The sequence below is a fragment of the Prescottella equi genome (genome assembly GCF_002094305.1).
In the GTDB taxonomy this organism is placed as follows: domain Bacteria; phylum Actinomycetota; class Actinomycetes; order Mycobacteriales; family Mycobacteriaceae; genus Prescottella; species Prescottella equi.
The window spans coordinates 129,214-145,649 of sequence record NZ_LWTX01000004.1 but is presented as its reverse complement, the minus strand read 5'-3'; the positions used below and the strand labels follow the sequence as shown (position 1 = coordinate 145,649).

General features: G+C 69.7%; 20 protein-coding genes. 7 read left to right on the top strand and 13 right to left on the bottom strand.

Annotated features, from left to right (window positions below; all coding sequences use genetic code 11):
- Window positions 1-129 precede the first annotated feature (129 nt).
- From A6I89_RS12890 to A6I89_RS12865, 6 genes are read left to right on the top strand one after another with little or no spacing between them, the layout of a single operon-like run.
- Window positions 130-951 carry a PaaI family thioesterase gene (locus A6I89_RS12890; protein ID WP_022595864.1) on the top strand — a complete coding sequence of 274 codons (822 nt, stop codon included), beginning with the start codon at window positions 130-132 and terminating at the stop codon, window positions 949-951.
- 38 nt (window positions 952-989) lie between these two features.
- Window positions 990-1,670 (top strand): TVP38/TMEM64 family protein, encoded by a 681-nt coding sequence (locus tag A6I89_RS12885; RefSeq protein WP_226347386.1) that lies wholly within the window; start codon window positions 990-992, stop codon window positions 1,668-1,670.
- A 52-nt stretch (window positions 1,671-1,722) separates the two neighbouring features.
- Window positions 1,723-2,304, top strand: a complete 582-nt coding sequence (locus tag A6I89_RS12880; protein ID WP_013415976.1) for a hypothetical protein — start codon at window positions 1,723-1,725, stop codon at window positions 2,302-2,304.
- Window positions 2,301-2,831 (top strand): hypothetical protein, encoded by a 531-nt coding sequence (locus tag A6I89_RS12875; protein WP_005513311.1) that lies wholly within the window; start codon window positions 2,301-2,303, stop codon window positions 2,829-2,831. The genes A6I89_RS12880 and A6I89_RS12875 overlap by 4 nt, the downstream gene beginning before the upstream one ends.
- A 4-nt stretch (window positions 2,832-2,835) precedes the next feature.
- The gene (locus tag A6I89_RS12870) at window positions 2,836-3,705 is read left to right on the top strand and encodes a hypothetical protein (RefSeq protein ID WP_022595860.1); all 870 of its coding nucleotides are present in this window, start codon (window positions 2,836-2,838) and stop codon (window positions 3,703-3,705) included.
- Between the two features lie 40 nt (window positions 3,706-3,745).
- Window positions 3,746-4,255 carry a hypothetical protein gene (locus A6I89_RS12865; RefSeq protein ID WP_022595858.1) on the top strand — a complete coding sequence of 170 codons (510 nt, stop codon included), beginning with the start codon at window positions 3,746-3,748 and terminating at the stop codon, window positions 4,253-4,255.
- 18 nt (window positions 4,256-4,273) lie between these two features.
- Here A6I89_RS12865 and A6I89_RS12860 read toward each other — a convergent pair whose 3' ends face one another.
- The 4 genes from A6I89_RS12860 to A6I89_RS12845 form a co-directional block, all read right to left on the bottom strand.
- Window positions 4,274-4,660: a hypothetical protein gene (locus A6I89_RS12860; RefSeq protein WP_022595856.1), complete on the bottom strand. Its 387-nt coding sequence runs from the start codon at window positions 4,658-4,660 to the stop codon at window positions 4,274-4,276.
- Window positions 4,660-5,829 carry an SPFH domain-containing protein gene (locus A6I89_RS12855; RefSeq protein ID WP_037085268.1) on the bottom strand — a complete coding sequence of 390 codons (1,170 nt, stop codon included), beginning with the start codon at window positions 5,827-5,829 and terminating at the stop codon, window positions 4,660-4,662. The genes A6I89_RS12860 and A6I89_RS12855 overlap by 1 nt, the downstream gene beginning before the upstream one ends.
- Before the next feature lie 5 nt (window positions 5,830-5,834).
- On the bottom strand, window positions 5,835-6,266 hold the full coding sequence (locus A6I89_RS12850) for an NfeD family protein (protein WP_013415972.1): 432 nt from the start codon (window positions 6,264-6,266) through the stop codon (window positions 5,835-5,837).
- A gap of 84 nt (window positions 6,267-6,350) precedes the next feature.
- On the bottom strand, window positions 6,351-7,160 hold the full coding sequence (locus tag A6I89_RS12845; RefSeq protein WP_269455520.1) for a DUF3097 domain-containing protein: 810 nt from the start codon (window positions 7,158-7,160) through the stop codon (window positions 6,351-6,353).
- An 82-nt stretch (window positions 7,161-7,242) separates the two neighbouring features.
- Here A6I89_RS12845 and A6I89_RS12840 point away from each other — a divergent pair, with 82 nt between their 5' ends.
- Complete coding sequence (locus A6I89_RS12840) at window positions 7,243-8,052, top strand: hypothetical protein (protein ID WP_060934558.1); 810 nt, start codon at window positions 7,243-7,245, stop codon at window positions 8,050-8,052.
- Between the two features lie 19 nt (window positions 8,053-8,071).
- Here the strand turns inward: A6I89_RS12840 and A6I89_RS12835 are convergent, their stop codons facing one another.
- The 9 genes from A6I89_RS12835 to A6I89_RS12795 form a co-directional block, all read right to left on the bottom strand.
- Window positions 8,072-8,554 carry a helix-turn-helix domain-containing protein gene (locus A6I89_RS12835; RefSeq protein WP_084848167.1) on the bottom strand — a complete coding sequence of 161 codons (483 nt, stop codon included), beginning with the start codon at window positions 8,552-8,554 and terminating at the stop codon, window positions 8,072-8,074.
- Between the two features lie 69 nt (window positions 8,555-8,623).
- Entirely contained in the window at window positions 8,624-8,932 is a 309-nt protein-coding gene (locus A6I89_RS12830) for an antibiotic biosynthesis monooxygenase family protein (RefSeq protein ID WP_005513323.1), read from the bottom strand.
- Between the two features lie 47 nt (window positions 8,933-8,979).
- The gene (locus tag A6I89_RS12825) at window positions 8,980-10,050 is read right to left on the bottom strand and encodes a ferrochelatase (RefSeq protein ID WP_022595849.1); all 1,071 of its coding nucleotides are present in this window, start codon (window positions 10,048-10,050) and stop codon (window positions 8,980-8,982) included.
- 43 nt (window positions 10,051-10,093) lie between these two features.
- Window positions 10,094-10,891, bottom strand: coding sequence for an NADH-dependent enoyl-ACP reductase InhA (inhA, locus tag A6I89_RS12820; protein ID WP_005513325.1), 798 nt, complete (start codon window positions 10,889-10,891; stop codon window positions 10,094-10,096).
- Between the two features lie 64 nt (window positions 10,892-10,955).
- Window positions 10,956-11,678 carry a 3-oxoacyl-ACP reductase FabG1 gene (gene fabG1, locus A6I89_RS12815; protein WP_005513326.1) on the bottom strand — a complete coding sequence of 241 codons (723 nt, stop codon included), beginning with the start codon at window positions 11,676-11,678 and terminating at the stop codon, window positions 10,956-10,958.
- A gap of 78 nt (window positions 11,679-11,756) precedes the next feature.
- Window positions 11,757-12,737, bottom strand: a complete 981-nt coding sequence (locus A6I89_RS12810; RefSeq protein ID WP_005513327.1) for a VWA domain-containing protein — start codon at window positions 12,735-12,737, stop codon at window positions 11,757-11,759.
- Entirely contained in the window at window positions 12,734-13,690 is a 957-nt protein-coding gene (locus A6I89_RS12805; protein ID WP_005513328.1) for a DUF58 domain-containing protein, read from the bottom strand. Before A6I89_RS12805 ends, A6I89_RS12810 begins: the two co-directional genes overlap by 4 nt.
- On the bottom strand, window positions 13,687-14,814 hold the full coding sequence (locus tag A6I89_RS12800) for an AAA family ATPase (protein ID WP_013415966.1): 1,128 nt from the start codon (window positions 14,812-14,814) through the stop codon (window positions 13,687-13,689). The genes A6I89_RS12805 and A6I89_RS12800 overlap by 4 nt, the downstream gene beginning before the upstream one ends.
- Before the next feature lie 102 nt (window positions 14,815-14,916).
- Window positions 14,917-16,362 carry an NlpC/P60 family protein gene (locus tag A6I89_RS12795; protein WP_022595847.1) on the bottom strand — a complete coding sequence of 482 codons (1,446 nt, stop codon included), beginning with the start codon at window positions 16,360-16,362 and terminating at the stop codon, window positions 14,917-14,919.
- Window positions 16,363-16,436 lie beyond the last annotated feature (74 nt).

The window sequence follows — 16,436 nt, the reverse complement described above, 5'->3', positions numbered from 1 at the left end:
AGCGGTCTTCCAATCGGACAAACAATCGGGCAAACAAATCGGACGATTCTCGTCCCCTCGACCTGTGATGCTAACCGCACCGGTCCGGCTCCCGACGTCAGGCCACCCACGGTTCGCTAGCCTCTTTTCATGAGCGTTGCGAACGTGCTGGAAGAAGGTGTCTCGATCACCCCCCAGCGGCTTTTCCGAATGAGTCGCCCGCAGCGACTCGACGGGGTCAACCGCCTCACGATGGACATCGACGGGCACGCCGCGCACGGCGCCTCCCCCACCGCCACGCTGGGCATTCTGATCGACGACATCCTCGGCTTCACGCTCTGGGACCGGCGCGGGGACCGTGCCGGCGTCGTGACCGCCGATCTGTCCGTGGATTTCGTCACACCGACCGGTTGGGTCGGTCCCGAAGTGGTAGCCGACGGTCGCGCCGTCGCGATCACCGCCGACGGCGGTATCGCTTCGACCGAACTTCGGGACGGGGCCGGGACGCTGCTCGCCACCGCGACCGCGTGGGGCAACTTCGTCGACGGCAACGCCGATCGCAGCATGAGTGTCGTGCGTCCCTCGTCCGCACCCGGCTCGATTCCGGACGCCTCCGTGTCCTCACTGACGCGGATCGGTGCGCGGTTCGAGGACCACGACGCGGGCGCGCGCCTCGTCGTACCCGCGAACCCGGCCCTGGCCAACAAGCTCGGCGTCATGCACGGCGGCATCCAGGCCTGTGCCGTCGATCTGGTCGGCGCCGCCGCCCTGAGCAGGCCGGACGCACCCATGTACACCGCATCCATGCGCATCAACTTCTTCCGCCCCGCCCCCGTCGACGCCGATGTCACGTTCACCGCGGAGGTCGTGCGCGCCGGCCGGTCGGTTGCGGTCGCACGTGTCACGAGCACCGGCAGCGACGGCCGGGAGTGTGCCGTTGCCACCGTCACGTGCCGGCGCCCCAGCCGGTAGCCGCGTCGGCACCGGCCTCGCAGGTAGTCTGAACGATTGTGATTGCGCGACTGAGGGATCCCCGTGTGCTCGGCGCGCTCGTCGGATTGGCGGTGTTGTTCGTCGCCGCGGCGATGGTCCCGCACCCGTCGATCGAGCAGATTCGGTCGTGGGCGGAATCGGTGGGACCGCTGTTCCCTCTGGTGTTCCTGTTGGTTCACGTCGTGGTGACGATCGCGCCCGTCCCGCGGACGCTGTTCACGGTCAGCGCCGGTGTGCTGTTCGGTGCGGCTACCGGCATCGCGGTGACGATGGCGGCCACGACGATCAGCGCGGTCCTCGCCCTGTTGATCGTGCGCGCGATCGGCCGAGACGCCGTCGCCGCGCATCTGACCCATCCCGCAGTCCGCTCGGTGGACGCCCGGCTCGAGCGGCGCGGCTGGCTGGCCGTCGGCTCCATGCGCCTGATCGCGATGATCCCGTTCTCGGTGGTGAACTACTGCTGCGGCGTCTCCTCCGTCCGGGTGCTGCCCTACACGCTCGCCACGGTGGCCGGGATTCTGCCCGGCACGGTGGGCGTGGTGCTTCTCGGCGACGCATTGACCGGGGAGACCGATCCGCGACTGCTGGTGGTGTCGGGCATCTGCATCGCAGTGGGGATGCTGGGCCTGTTCGTCGACGCCCGCACCCCGCTCTCCCCGACGCCCACAGTTGGTCAAGCTCGAGACCTGGATTCCTAAAAGTAAGGCCCAGGAGCTTGATCTTGCAGAATCAAGCTCATAACCTTGCATCATGTTCGTACTGACCGTCGACCAGCGAGGCAGCAGGCGAGACATCGACCGCGTCGGACCACTGCTCGACGACCTCGCCTCGACTCCCCTGCTCCGCCCGTTCGAGCGGACCGCCGGAGACGAGGTCCAGGCCGTGGCCGACGACGCCGACATCGTCGTCGATCTCGCACTCGACCTCGTGCGCCGCGAACACTGGAGTGTCGGCATCGGAGTGGGCGAGGTCGAGGAACCCCTCCCCGCTCAGACCCGCGCCGGCCGCGGACCCGCCTTCGAGGCCGCACGCGACGCCGTCGAACGCGCCAAGAGGAGTCCGTCCGGGGTAGCGGTCGAGGCTACGGACGCCCTGGCGGCAGCCGATGCCGATGCCGCCCTCACACTGCTCGCGCTGCTGGTCTCGCGCCGGACACCGCAGGGCCACGCCGCCGTCGATCTGGCGCGACGCGGCCTCAACCAGGCCGAGTCCGCCGCCGAACTCGGCATCAGCAAGCAAGCCGTCTCGCAGCGCCTCATCGCAGCCGGCTGGCACGCCGAGTCCGCCGGCAGGCAACTGGCGGCTCGACTCCTCGCGAGGGCCGACCGATGACTGCACTGAGCCTCGCACTCGTGGGGATCGCGGCGCTGGTCGGCGTCGTCGCCGGCCGGCTGGGTGCGACGTCCAGCCGGGCCGGGACGGTCGTTCGCATCGCCCCTGCCGTCGCAGTCCTGGCACTAGCGGGGTCCGCTCTCGCGGCGACCGCTGTGCCGCCGGTCCAGGGCTTCGCCCTCGGCGCCACCTACGTCCTGACCGTCGCGGCGGCCGCCACCGGCGGCGCCCCGATGGTGCTGGCCGCCTTCCGGTTCGCCCGCCGCCAGCCCGACGCAGGACCCGAACCCGACGACGGCCCGCTGCGCGGCGGCCGCGTCATCGGACTGCTCGAGCGCACCGCCGTGGCCGTCTCGGTCCTCGCGGGCTGGCCGGAGGGCATCGCGATCGTCCTCGCGGTGAAGGGCCTGGCCCGCTATCCCGAGCTGCGGGAGCCGCACGCGTCGGAGCAGTTCATCATCGGCACCTTCACAAGCGTGCTGTGGGCCATCGCCGTGGCGGGCGTCGGCCGGGCGCTGGTGACATAGCGTCATGGGTGAGAACAGCGCTTCGGGACCGATCGTGAGCACCGCGCCGCGTCGCATCCCGCAGGGAGCCGAACTCGAGCCGCTGCTCCTCTGCTACGGCTACCGCCTCACCCGGGCGGGAACCGTCAAGGGCACGGAACCGTCGCATGCACCCGAGGACATCGCCGCTGCCGAAGGATTCGGGTGGCCAGTCCGGAGCACAGAACGCTGGACGCCACAGGAGATCGTCGAACGCGCGACCGTCGCCGCCGACGCCCTCGACGTCGACGCTGTACTGGGCGCCTTCGTCGCCGGACTGGGTAGCGCTCCGCGTGGCCGACAGACGGCGATCTCGTTCGGGTGGGCTCGGCATCTCGGTACCGGTCGTCGGGGCGATCGCGGTGTCCCCGACTGCGGTCTGACCGAGGACTCGTACGCCGTCGACGTCACGGAGAGACTGTTGCGGCTCTCGCTCGGATGGGCGTGGAACGAACTGCCTCAGCACTATCTTCCCGATCTCGAAGCCGCTGTAGCGCAAGGTCTTCCGATCCCGACCGGCGACGACCGGCAACGACTGCGTGTCCTGTTGGACCTCGTCCGCACGCAGCCCGCGGGGACACTTCCGAGCGAACTCGAAAAGGCCGTCGCACGGTCCAAGATCGTTCCGGGTACCGACAAGTATCAGCGCTACGGAATCCTGATCGGACTGTCGGAGATCGGAGTCCTACCCTGCCCTGCCCTCGTACCGAGCTGGGATCGGTTCGTCCCCGACACCGAACGCAGGGCGGCGTATCGCAACGTCAAGAGCGGGCCGCGATCGGACATCCCGGTTCCCCTGGCCTCCTGGCGCGGTGGCCTCGACGAAGCCCGAGCCGAGCAGCTGCTGAGCCTCTGACCTCCGCCTACCAGCGCCGCAAGTAGGTATCGTCGGGCGAATGGATCTCGTGGTCACGTCGGACACCGGGCCGGTCGGCGACGTGTACCGGCTGGCGAGCGAGTTGCAGGACGCCGGAGTCGACTTCGCCGTCGCCACGAAGTCGGTCCCCGGCGCTCTCGTCATCTGTCTGCGCTGCCTACCCGAGAGCTACGGCCGACGGTCGTTCACCCGCTACGAGACGATCGAGCCCGCGATGCTCGTCGACATCTGTGTGTCCGAGGAAGCGATGGGCGGACGCCCCACGGCGCAGCAACGCGAGACTCTCGGAGAGCTGTTGTGCCACTGGATCGGAAGGGCGTCGCGATCGCGGACGGCACCGTGGTCGCCCTCCCAGCGGGCCGAGCTCAGGCACGCCGCCGAGCAGTCACTGGTGTCCCTGGGATGGCTCGACGGTCCCCGCACCCGCGCCGCCGAACTGTGCCGGGCGGGGCTGCCGCTGGACGACATCGCCGAGGCGACGGGACTGCCGCTGAGCGAGGTCGAAGACCTGTTCACCGACATACTCTGACCACCGGTCCCACCCGCCTCAGCCGGGACCCGGGAGCTGCCTGTCGACCAGTTCCTTCGCGTCGAGCAACCCCAGTCCCGGATACATCTGCCGGAGTCGTCTGATCGCATCGATCCGGCCCGACGAGGACGCGATCGCCGCAGACACGTCCGGTAGTGCGACCTCTGCCGGCGAGACCTTCGCCGGCACCCGAACGGTGTTGCGGTGGCGCCACGCCGACAATGCCGACACGGTCGACCCGCCAACCACGATCACCGCCAAAGCCACGGTGAGCCAATTGCCGAGCGACGGATTCACCACCACCGCGCGCACCGCAGACGGAAAGAGCACCACTGCCGCGATCAGCATCGCCGTTCGGGCCCAACGCTCGACGCGGCCGGTCGCGGGCCCGAACGGTGCGTTCACTACTCCCTACCCGGCGGAAGTCCTTCCGGCTGCTCGCCACCGCCGAGCAGGTGCTCCTGCGACAGCGGGCTCTCGACGGGAGTCCGCGCGACGGCCTCGGCCGCGCGGACGGCCTGCGCAACTGCCGGGTCGGCCTTCGTCTCGAACCAGCTGGCGACCTCGTCGGAGTCGTCCTCGGGCCGAGGCAGGTTCTCGTCCTCGGTACGGCTGGGCTCGTAGCGGAAGACGCCGTCGTCGCCGGGCGCGCCGAGTGTCTTCGCGAACCCCTTGAGGGCGTCCCCGAAGTCGCTGGGCACGAGCCACACCTTGTTGGCGTCGCCCTGCGCCATCTGCGGAAGCGTCTGAAGGTACTGGTACGCAAGAAGTTCCGGGGTGGGCTTGCCGGACTTGATGGCGGCGAACACCTTCTCGATCGCCTTGGCCTGACCCTGCGCCTGCAGGTACTTGGCGGCACGCTCACCCTGCGCGCGCAGGATCCGCGACTGCCGCTCACCCTCGGCCCCGAGGATCGACGCCTGCTTGGCACCCTCGGCCGCCAGGATCTGGCTCTGCTTGGCACCCTCGGCGGTCTTGATCGCCGACTCGCGGTGGCCCTCGGCGGTGAGGATCATCGCCCGCTTCTCGCGGTCGGCCTTCATCTGCTTCTCCATCGACTCCTGGATCGACGGCGGCGGGTCGATGCTCTTGAGCTCGACGCGGGCGACACGCAGCCCCCAGCGTCCGGTGGCCTCGTCGAGCACGCCGCGCAGCTGCCCGTTGATCGAGTCGCGGGACGTCAGCGTCTCCTCGAGCGTCATACCGCCGACGACGTTGCGGAGCGTGGTGATGGTCAGCTGCTCGACCGCGGCGATGTAGTTGCTGATCTCGTAGACGGCGGCCTGCGGGTTGGTGACCTGGAAGTAGACGACCGTGTCGATCGACAGCGTCAGGTTGTCCTGCGTGATGACCGGCTGCGGCGCGAACGACACAACCCGCTCGCGCAGGTCCACCTTCGCCCGGATCCGGTCCACGAACGGCACCAGGAACGTGAGCTGACCCGACACCGTGCGCGCGTAGCGGCCCAGCCGCTCGATCACAGCCGCCTCGGCCTGCGGCACCAACGCCACCGACTTCGCGACGAGAATGACGACGAGTACGACCAGTACCGCCAGAACTATCAGTGCAGCCATCTTCTCTACGGTCCCCTCCATACGACGGCGGTCGCGCCGTCGATCTCCATCACCGTGACTGTCGTCCCCGGCGGATACACCTCGCTGACGTCGAGTGGACGGGCCGTCCACACGTCACCGTCGAGCTTGACCCGGCCGGCATGTTCGCCGACTTCCTCGAGCACCAGCGCATGCTTGCCCGGCAGGGCCTCGGTGTTCATCAGCTTCAGTGGCGGCTTCTCGAACCGGCGGAGCAGCGCCGGACGCACACCCAGCACCAGGACCAGCGAAACCACACCGAACACCACCGCGTCGACCCAGACCGGAAAGTCGGTCGCCGCGGAGAATCCGGCGGTCGCCAGTGCGCCGCCCGCGAGCATCAGCAGGAAGAACTCCCCTACCAGCGCTTCCGCCGCTGCCAGGAGAACGCCCGCTACCAGCCAAATCAAAGCTGCCACAAGACCATCTAACCAGAAGTACCCGTCACCGCGATGTTCGCGAAACGCCCTGTGGAGAAACGGCAGCCGTGGCGAAACCACAGTTCAGTCGGCGGTCACGAAATCCACCAGTCGCTCCACCGCGCCGATCAGCGGCGCCTCGAGGTCGCGGAAACTCTCGACGGCGCCGTAGACGCGGCGCCAGCCGTCCTGCGGAGTCCCCCAGCCGAGCGCGGTGCACACGCCGGTCTTCCAGTCCTGGCCGCGCGGGATCTTCGGCCAGGCGGCGATGCCGACCGACTTGGGCCGCACGGCCTCCCACACGTCGATGTAGGGGTGGCCGGTGACCATCACGTGCGGCCCCAGGCCCTGCGTCAGGCGTTCCTCCTTGGATCCGGTCACCAGGTGGTCGACGAGCACGCCGACCTTGCGTCCCGGGCCGGGCCGGAACTCCGCGAGCCGATCACCGAGGTTGTCGAGCCCTTCGAGGTGCTCGACCACCACACCCTCGACCCGCAGATCGTGGCCCCACACCCGCTCGACCAGGGCGGCGTCGTGCACGCCCTCCACCCAGATCCGGCTCGGCAGGGCGGTACGCGCTCTCAGACCCTCGACCTTGGTCGAACCCGAGGCCGACCGCTGCGCCGCCGGTTTCTGCTGCCGCGGCACGGGGCGGACGAGGGTGACGGGGCGACCGTCGATGAGAAACGCGGCCTCGCGCATCGCGAACAGGCGGGTGCGGCGCGCGCCGTCCTCGAGCCGCACGAAATCGCCGTCGTAGGTGCGTTCGATACCGACCACCGCACCGCAGAATCCGGTGGCGGCGTCCTCCACCACGAGGTCGCGTTCCGCGGCCACCTCGGGCGTCTTGGGCTTCCGGGTCCGGGAGTGGCCGGCGAAGATGTCGCCGTACATGTTGCTCGCGTTCACGGCACCTCACGCTATGTCAGACGGGGGCACGCGCGGACACCGCCACGCCGTCCTATGCTCGGTAACCGTGAGTTCTCCCAGCGCGACGCTGACCGTGTGGGCCGCTTCCTGGCTCGCCGGGGACAGCGCACCCGACGACGTGATCGACGCTCTGCAGCAGTGGGCGCCGATGCACCTCGTGGGCGCGGCGGACGCCGAGACCGCGCTGGCGACCGATCTCGGGTGGCCGGGGGTACAGGACGGCGGGGCACCGATCCTGCTGCGCCTCGTCCGCCGGAGCATCGCCACGCCGGGCGGACTGCGCCTGGTGCTACCTGCCCCCGGCGACGTGCGTGGGCTGCCCGCCGGCTCCCCGTTCGCCCGGGCCGCACTCGATGCCGGTGAGGGCGTGATCGTCGGCGAACCCGGACAGCCCGGCATCGGACTGGTGCCCGTCGTGGAGGGCCCGGACGTCCTGCGCTGGACGGTCCACTCGATCGCTGCGGTGCCGCCGGTCGCCGAGCACACAGGTCTCGGTGAGGCCGAGTACGCGATGCGGGAGGCGATCCGCGATGCCGCGGACGCGCTGCTGCAGCTGTCGTCGGTGCAGACGGGCCGAGCCGACGGCGATCCTCGCCGCCGGATCGCCGAGGCGCTCGACGACCGCGCACACCACCGCTACCCCGACTCGATGCCCACGCGGGCGCTGCGCATCCTGGATTCGTCGGATCAGGTGGCGGCGATCCTGTCCGTTGCCGAACACGATTCACCCACCGAGGCGCCGTCCGCGACTGGCGCGGCCGCCCGCGAGGAACTGTTGCGCCCGTTGTGGTCCGCGGTCCGGACGGCCCGCGTGGCCGCGGTGTCCGCCTCGGCGAGGGACGCCCACCGGGCCTGACGGCCGATCTCCCGACGCGTCACCGGTGGTTCATCACGATGTGCCGGTCGATTCGCACGTGCTCGTCGAGCGTCGGGTAGAGCAGTCCGGTGTCGCGGCCGTAGTCGTGTTGCCGCAGCCAGGCGTACACGTCGCCCCACAGCCAGATGCCGCCCGAGACCGTGTTGAACGGCGTCGGGAACGGCGTCCCGCGTTGCCGGACGCCGCGCACCCACTGCCCCACCGCCTGCCGGGTCACTCCGGCGCGATCCGCGACGTCCTGGCGGGTGACGAGGTCCGGATGAGTGCGCGCAGGAGTCACCCCGTGCGCGACGAGCTGATCGACCAGGCTCATTCCCGCTGTGGCGCAGCGCATTCCCTCGGCGGTCACCGTCAGCAACTGCAGCCCGCCCTGATCACGCACGGTCACGTCGAACTCGTCCGCGATGGCCGCTTCCCGCGACACCGTCAGCAGCGGAACGATGAATGTGAACTCGAAGCGGTGATAGAGGCTGTCCTGCACCCGATCAACATAGTCGGCCGGGCGGTTTCCATCCGGAAACAGGCCGAGGGACAACGACGGCAGCACAGCCTAGGCCGTGTAGATCCCCAGATCCGCTTCGACGCCGAGGCGGTCCCAGAACGCGGTCCTGTCGAATCCGGTGGCGCGGGCGCGATCGGCCATCACTCGCCCGGCTGCATCATGAGCATGCCGGTCCCGCCACTTCACGACGGTCACCACGTTGAAGTGACTCTCGCCCTCCTGCAGTCGGACGACGTCGTTGGCGACGAGGCCGTCCAGGCGCCCCAGCACCTCATGGGTCTGCCCCACCGTCGCCAGGAACTCGGGCAGGGACGCCTCGGGGACGTGGAATTTGTCGATACGCAGAATCTCGGTCATTCCGCGAACCTAGAACCTCAACGTAGATCGAGGTCAAGAGTCCCTCGCTAGTTTCCAACCGGACGGCGCGCCGGCGCGCAACAGTTCACCGCGCACGGCGACCCGTCGACGGTCGCACCGAGCAGCGGTTCCCGGCCCAGGCGCGCGGGGGCCGCGCCGGCACGGCGTTCCTCCACGAGTTCCCGGATCATCCGCGGGAAGCGGCGATCCGTGCCCGGTGTCGCGGCGCGCACGAATTCGATCCCCAGTTCCGCCGCCTTGTCGCGGGCCTCCGTGTCGAGGTCCCACACCACCTCGAGGTGATCCGAGACGAATCCGACCGGGCACACGATCACCGCGGGCGCGCCCGACGCCGCAACCGTGTCGAGGTGATCGCAGATGTCGGGGTCGAGCCACGGCACCTGCGGCGGGCCGGAGCGCGACTGCCACACCAGGTCGAAGTCGTCGATGCCTGCCGCCTCTGCGCACAGACGGGACGCATCGGCGACCTGCCGGCTGTAGAGGTTGCCGCCCTCGGCCGGCGGACCGGCGTTCTCGTCGGCGGCGAGGGGTACCGAGTGCGCGGTGAACACCAGCCGCGCCCGGTCCCGCGCATCCTCCGAAAGCTGTTCGCGCGCAGCACGGATCGCATCGGCGAAGGCGGCAACCATGAGCGGGTGATCGTAGTACTGCCGCAGCTTCTCCAGGGTCGGTGCGTCGGGGCCCGCTGCGTCCCGGGCCCGCGCGATGTCCTCGTCGTACTGACGACACCCGGAGTAGCCGCCCCACGCCGATGTGGGAAACACGAGCGCGTTCCGGACGCCGTCGTCACGCATACGCGCGACGGTGTCCTCGACCATCGGATGCCAGTTACGGTTGCCGAAGTACACCGGCAGATCGATTCCGCCCTCACGCAATTCGGCTTCCAGGCGCGCGATGATGTCGCGGTTGAGAGCGTTGATCGGGGACACGCCACCGAAATGCATGTAGTGCTCGGCAACCGCGGCGAGACGCTCGGGCGGAACGCCTCGACCGCGGGTGACGTTCTCGAGGAACGGCATCACGTCGTCCGGCTTCTCCGGCCCCCCGAAGGAGAGCACGAGAAGTGCGTCGAAATCCGAATTCCGCTGTCCGCTCATGCGTCCATTCTCGCCCAGTGTCGACATCGGTGCCCGGGACGGGTCAGCCGACCACCGCGTGGAAGCCGCCGTCGACGTAGATGATCGATGCTGTGGTGCCGGGCAGCCAGTCCGAGAGGACCGTGCAGACGCTCTTCGCGACCGGCGTCGGGTCGTCGACGTCCCAGCCGATCGGCGCCGCACTGTCCCACGCGGTGTTCAGCTTGTTCAACTCCGCGCCGGGGCCGGTCGCGTCGCCCGCGATGGCCTTCGCGGCGAGCGTCTTGACCGGGCCGGCCGCAACGAGATTCGAGCGGATCCCGCGAGTGCCGACCTCCTTGGCGACGTACCGGTTCACGGCCTCGAGGGTGGCCTTCGACACGCCCATCCAGTTGTAGAACGGCATCGCGCGGGACGGGTCGAAGTCCATGCCGACGATCGACGCGTTGTCGTTGAGGACCGGCAGCAGCGCCTTGGCGAGTGACGCGTACGAGTACGCCGAGATCTCCATCGCGTTCGAGATGTCCGACCAGGGGGCGTCGAGGAACGGCGCGCCGAGACCCGAGCGCGGCGAGTACGCGATGGAGTGGACGACACCGTCGAGGCCCTCGGGGGCCAGTTCGCGGACCCGCTCGGCCAGGGTCGCGAGGTGCTCGTCGTTCTGCACGTCGAGTTCGACTGCCGGCGGCACCGGTTCCGGCAGCCGCTGCGCGATCCGGTCGATCAGCCGCAGGCGGTCGAAGCCCGTGATGATCACCTTCGCGCCCTGCTCCTGCGCCACTCGCGCGACGTGGAACGCGATGGAGGCGTCGGTGATGATGCCGGTGACGAGAATGGTCTTGCCCGCGAGCAGTCCGCCCATGTTGTTGCTACTCCTGTGATGAAAGTCTGTGGGTGCGTGAGATTTCCGGGAAAAGCGGGTGCGGTCAGTGCCCCATGCCCATGCCGCCGTCGACCGGGATCACGGCACCGGAGACGTACGCGGAATCGTCGGACGCCAGGAAGCTCACCACGGCGGCGACGTCCTCGGGCTGCCCGAGCCGCTGCAGCGGGATGAACTTCTTGGCCGTGTCCCGCAGGTCGTCCGACAGTTCGGCGGTCATGTCGGTCTCGATGAAGCCCGGCGCGACGACGTTCGCGGTGATCGATCGCGACCCCAGCTCACGCGTGAGCGACCGCGCCATGCCGATCACACCGGCCTTGGAGGCGGCGTAGTTGATCTGACCGGCCTGGCCCGCCATGCCGACCACCGATCCCAGGAAGATCATCCGACCCCAGCGGGCGCGGAGCATGGCGCGGTTGGCGCGCTTGGCACACCTGAAGGCACCGGTGAGGTTGGCATCGAGGACGCGGGTGAACTGGTCCTCGTCCATGCGCATGAGGAGCGTGTCGTCGGTGATGCCGGCGTTGGCGACCAGCACCTCCACCGGCCCCTGGTGCTCCTCGACCTCCTTGAACGCACGATCGATCGAATCCGCGTCGGTGACATCGCACTTGACTCCGAACAGCCCCTCCGGCGCGCCCGAGCCACGGTGCGTGACGGCCACCTTGTGACCGTCGTCGAGGAGGCGCCGCGCGACGGCCAGGCCGATGCCGCGGTTGCCTCCCGTCACGAGCACGGAACGGGACGGGCTGCTGGTGTTCGACATGCGATCAACCTATCTGTTCGGTTGCGGGTTACGTGTCCAGGTGGACGAAATCGACGCACGGGACGGGCGCCCCAGCGGTCATGGCAGGCGTTGCCGGAGGATCAGCGCGGTGGCCAGCCCCGAGGCGCTGAACAGCACACCGAGCACCAGCCAGGGGCGGCTCGCGTCGCCGCGTGCGTTCTCGAATCCGATCTGCTCCTCGAGCGTGTCGTAGACGTCACGTAGTTCCTCGAGACTCGACGCGGTGAAGAAGTTGCCGCCGGACAGGTTCGCGATCTCCCGCAGCGACGGGTCGTCGACCGGGACGGGAATCCGGTCGCCCTCGATCTCGACGGTGCCGTAACCGGTACCGAAGGAGATCGTCGAGATCGGCACGCCCTTGTCCTTGGCCTGGCGGGCCGCGGTGAAACCGCCGCGCGGGTCGTCGGGGCTCTCCGGGACCGTCTGCTTGCCGTCCGACAGCAACACGATCCGGGCGGGCGGCGCTTGCTCGCTGCCGCCGAGTACCGCCGCGAGGGTGTCGATCGACTGCAGTGACGTGAAGATCGCCTCACCGGTCGCGGTGCGTTCGCTGAGCGTCAGGTTGTCGATCGCGGCCTTCGTCTCGTCGCGGTTCGGGGTGGGCGACACCAGCACCGACGCGGTGCCCGCGAACGCGACCAGGCCGAGGTTGATGCCCGGAGTGAGCCCGTCCGCGAACGACTTGGCGGCCTCCTGCGCTGCGGCCAGACGACTCGGCTCGACGTCGGTCGCCTTCATCGACAGCGACACGTCGATCACCAGTACCACGGTCGCGCGGTTGCGCGGCACCCGCTTGTCGGCGGTGGGTCCGGCCAGCGCCACCGTGAGGAACACCAACCCGACCAGCAGCAGTGCGGTCGGCAGGTGGCGGGTGATGTTCGGCCGGTTGGGTGCGACCTTCTCGAGCAGCTCCATGTTGGCGAACCGCAGCACGTGCTTCTGCCGGCGCCGCTGGATCACCACGTACCCGGCGGTGAGCGCGACGACGACCGCCAGGAACAGCAGCCACCACGGAGATGCGAACTGGGACAGACTCATCGGCCGGTCACCCCGCGGGTGGGCGCCCCGTAGCTGTGCCGCCGGGACGAGACGAACCGCACGACGTCGGCGATCCAGTCCCGATCGGTGCTCAGACTCAGCCGCGGTGCGCCACAGCGCCGCAACGTCGATTCGACGGCGTGACGGTGCGCGGCCGCGGCCTGCGCGAAGTCGGCACGCAGGCGCGGCGTGGTCGCGAACTCGCGGGTGCGACCGGACTCGGGGTCGAAGAGTACGACGTCCCCCGCGTCGGGCAGCTCGAGGTCCCGCGGGTCGAGCACCTCGATGCCCAGCAGTTCGTGTCGCCCGGACAGCGCCCGCAGCGACCGCTCCCAGTCGATCGGGCCGAGGAAGTCACTGATCACCACCGCGAGCCCGCGTCGACGTTCCGGACGGCGCAGCGACTCGAGCGCACCCCGCAGATCGCCGCGCACGCCCTCGGCGGCATGCGGGGTGGTTGCGATCCGGCGCAGCATCGCCTGCGCGTGGACGCGTCCACCGCGGGCTGGGATGCGCAGCATGCGGTCGCCCGTCGCCACGACCGCCCCGATCCGGTTGCCGCTGCCACCCGCCAGATACGTCACCGCCGACGCGGCCGCCACCGCGAGGTCGCGCTTCTCGCACAGCGCGGTGCCGAAGTCCAGGCTCGACGACAGGTCGACCACCAGCCACGTCTCCAGCTCGCGGTCGGCGACGGTCTGCCGGACGTGCGGGTGCGTGGTGCGCGCCGTGACCGACCAGTCCATCTGCCGGACGTCGTCGCCGGGCTGGTACTCGCGGGCATCGCCGGGCTCGGAACCCGGGCCCGGGATGAGCCCGAGGTGATCGCCGTGCAGCACGCCGTCGAGGCGTCGACGCACCGTCAGTTCGAGCGTGCGCAGCGCCGCGGTGAGTTCCGGATCGCGCAACGATCCGGACCGGAACGACGGAACCGCACCCGGTTTCCGGGTCACTGCGGCTGCGTGCCCGACGGGGACAGCGGCCCGGCGTCGTACGCCGGGGGCGCGGGCGGCGCCGCCTGCGGCACCGGTTGTGCACCGACCTGCGGCAGCCCGACGGTCTGCAGGACACGAGTGATCACGTCCTGCGGGGTGACCTCGTCGGCGAGGGCGTCGTACGACAGCACCAGCCGGTGGCGAAGGACGTCCGGGATGATCTCGAGTACGTCCTGCGGTACCACGTAGTCGCGGCCGCGGAGCAGCGCGAGCGCACGCGACGCCGAGATGATGCCGAGGGTCGCGCGCGGCGACGCGCCGTACGCGATCCAGCCCGCGACGTCGTCGAGACCGAACTCGCGCGGCGTGCGGGTCGCGGCGATGACGCGGACGACGTAGTCGACGAGCGCGTGGTGCACGAAGACGTTGCTCGCGACCTTCTGCAGCCGGACCAGTTCCTGCGGGTCGAGAACCTGGCTGGGTTCGGGTGCCGCGACACCCATGCGGTAGACGATCTCGCGCTCTTCCTCGACGGACGGGTAGTCGACGAGCACCTTGAACAGGAAGCGGTCGCGCTGCGCCTCGGGCAGCGGGTAGACGCCCTCGTTCTCGATGGGGTTCTGCGTCGCCATCACCAGGAACGGTTCCGGCATCGCGTAGGTCTTGCCGCCGATCGAGACGTGCCGCTCGGCCATGACCTCGAGCAGTGCGGACTGCACCTTCGCGGGAGCGCGGTTGATCTCGTCGGCCAGCAGGAAGTTGGCGACCACCGGGCCGAGCTCGGTGTCGAACTGCTCGCGCCCCTGCCGGTAGATGCGGGTGCCGATCAGGTCGGTCGGCACGAGGTCCGGGGTGAACTGGACGCGGGAGAACGATCCGCCGACCACCTTCGCGAACGTCTCCACCGCAAGGGTCTTCGCGACGCCCGGAACACCCTCGAGCAGCACGTGCCCCTTGGCGAGAACGCCGACGAGCATCCGTTCCACCAGGCGGTCCTGGCCGACGATGACCCGCTTGACCTCGTAGATCGCGCGCTCGAGCGTGTGCACGTCCCGCGCCAGGTCCGACGTTCCCGAGCCCGCGTCCGGATGGACCGCCCCCTGCGAACCCGACCCAGCCACCGCGCCGTCACGTGAGGTCACCAACAGTCCCCGCTTCCACCTAGATCGGTTCCATCGCCTTGCCAGTCTTGCCCGCTCAACTATTCCAGGTGTCACCCCACCGCCGCACGAAGCCGGCGCGAGCTACGACACCATACGGACAGCGTACGGAGTCATTCCGTCCCAGCGCACCGGCGAGACCCGGACCGTCGAACCGGACTGCGGGGCCTCGAGCATCTGCCCGTCACCCAGGTACAGCGCGACGTGCTGGCTTGCGCCGGGGCCCCAGAAGATCATGTCTCCGCGTCGCATCTGCGACGACGGGACCTGCGTACCGGCGGTGTACTGGTAACCCGTGTAGTGCGGGAGCGAGATCCCGATCCCGGCGAACGCGTAGATCATCAGGCCCGAGCAGTCGAACCCCACCTTGTTGAAGTCGCCGTAGCTGTCCGCGACGCCGCCGTCGCGGATGCCCAGCGTCGGACCGTTCGCGTTGCCACCACCCCACGCGTACGGCAGGCCGAGCTGCGACATGCCGCGGTCGATCACCGTCTCGATCGCGCCGGCTCCGGTCACCGACGGCGCCATCGGCTTGGGCGCGGACTGCGCGGGCGCCGACCATTCGCCGTCGTCGTCGATCTGGGTGTGCGGCCGCTCGCTGTCCGCCACTTGCGATGCGCGCTCCCGCGACGCCTGGTCGGCGGCCGCCCGGCGCGCGGCCTCGGCGGCCGCCGCAGCCGCAGCCGCAGCCGCGGCCTCCTCGGCACGACGCTGGTTGTCCCACTCCAGATAGGCGTCGCGCTGCCCCTGCAGCCCGGTCACGTTGGCGCGCGCCGCGTCGAGTTGCGCCTGGGCGCCGTCTCGCTGGGACTCGATCTGCGCCTTGCGTGCGGCCTGTTCCTGAAGGGCGCTGCGAGCCGCGGCGATCGCCTGTTCGGCTTCGGCCTTCTTGTTCTCGGCAGCGCCCGCGGCGGCATCGGCGCGCTGCTTCGCCTCGCGCGCCGCCGAGTCCCGGTTGGCCTGCTCGGTTCGCGCCCGCTCGAGGTTCTCCAGGATCGCCTTCTGGCTCGCCGACAGCATCCGCATCATCTGGGCCCGGTCGAGGATGTCCTCGGGTCCGTCCGCGCCGAAGAACGACGACAGCGACGCGACGTTACGCCCCTTGGTGTAACTCGACACCGCGTAGTCGGTGAACCGTTTACGGGCCTGCTCGATCTGGGTGCCGGCGTCGCGCAACGCTTGCTGACTCTGTTCCACCTGCGCACCGGCGGCTGCGGCCTCGTCCCGCGCGCTCTGCAGGTCGACGAGGGCCTTGTTGACGTCCTCGCGTTTGATCGCAACCTCGTCGTCGAGCTGCGCGAGCTGCTGGTTCGCGGTCGCGACCTGATTGATGAGGTCGCCGACCTGCGAGACACCCTCGGAGACTCGGGCGTTTCCACTCTCGATCTCGGCGTCGGACGGGTTCGGTGGCGGTGGCGGCACCGCGGCAGCCGTGCCGGGTGGGCCTGCGACGAGGGCGCACACCACGCTCGCGCCCAGCAGAGCCCGCGCACCGGCCGAGCGCGCGCGTACCAATGCCGGACGCCGCACGCCTGCGCGTGAGCCCCTTCGCCCCACAACACCCTCCCAACTGCTGTGACCGAACCCGGCTGTCTGCCCGGCCC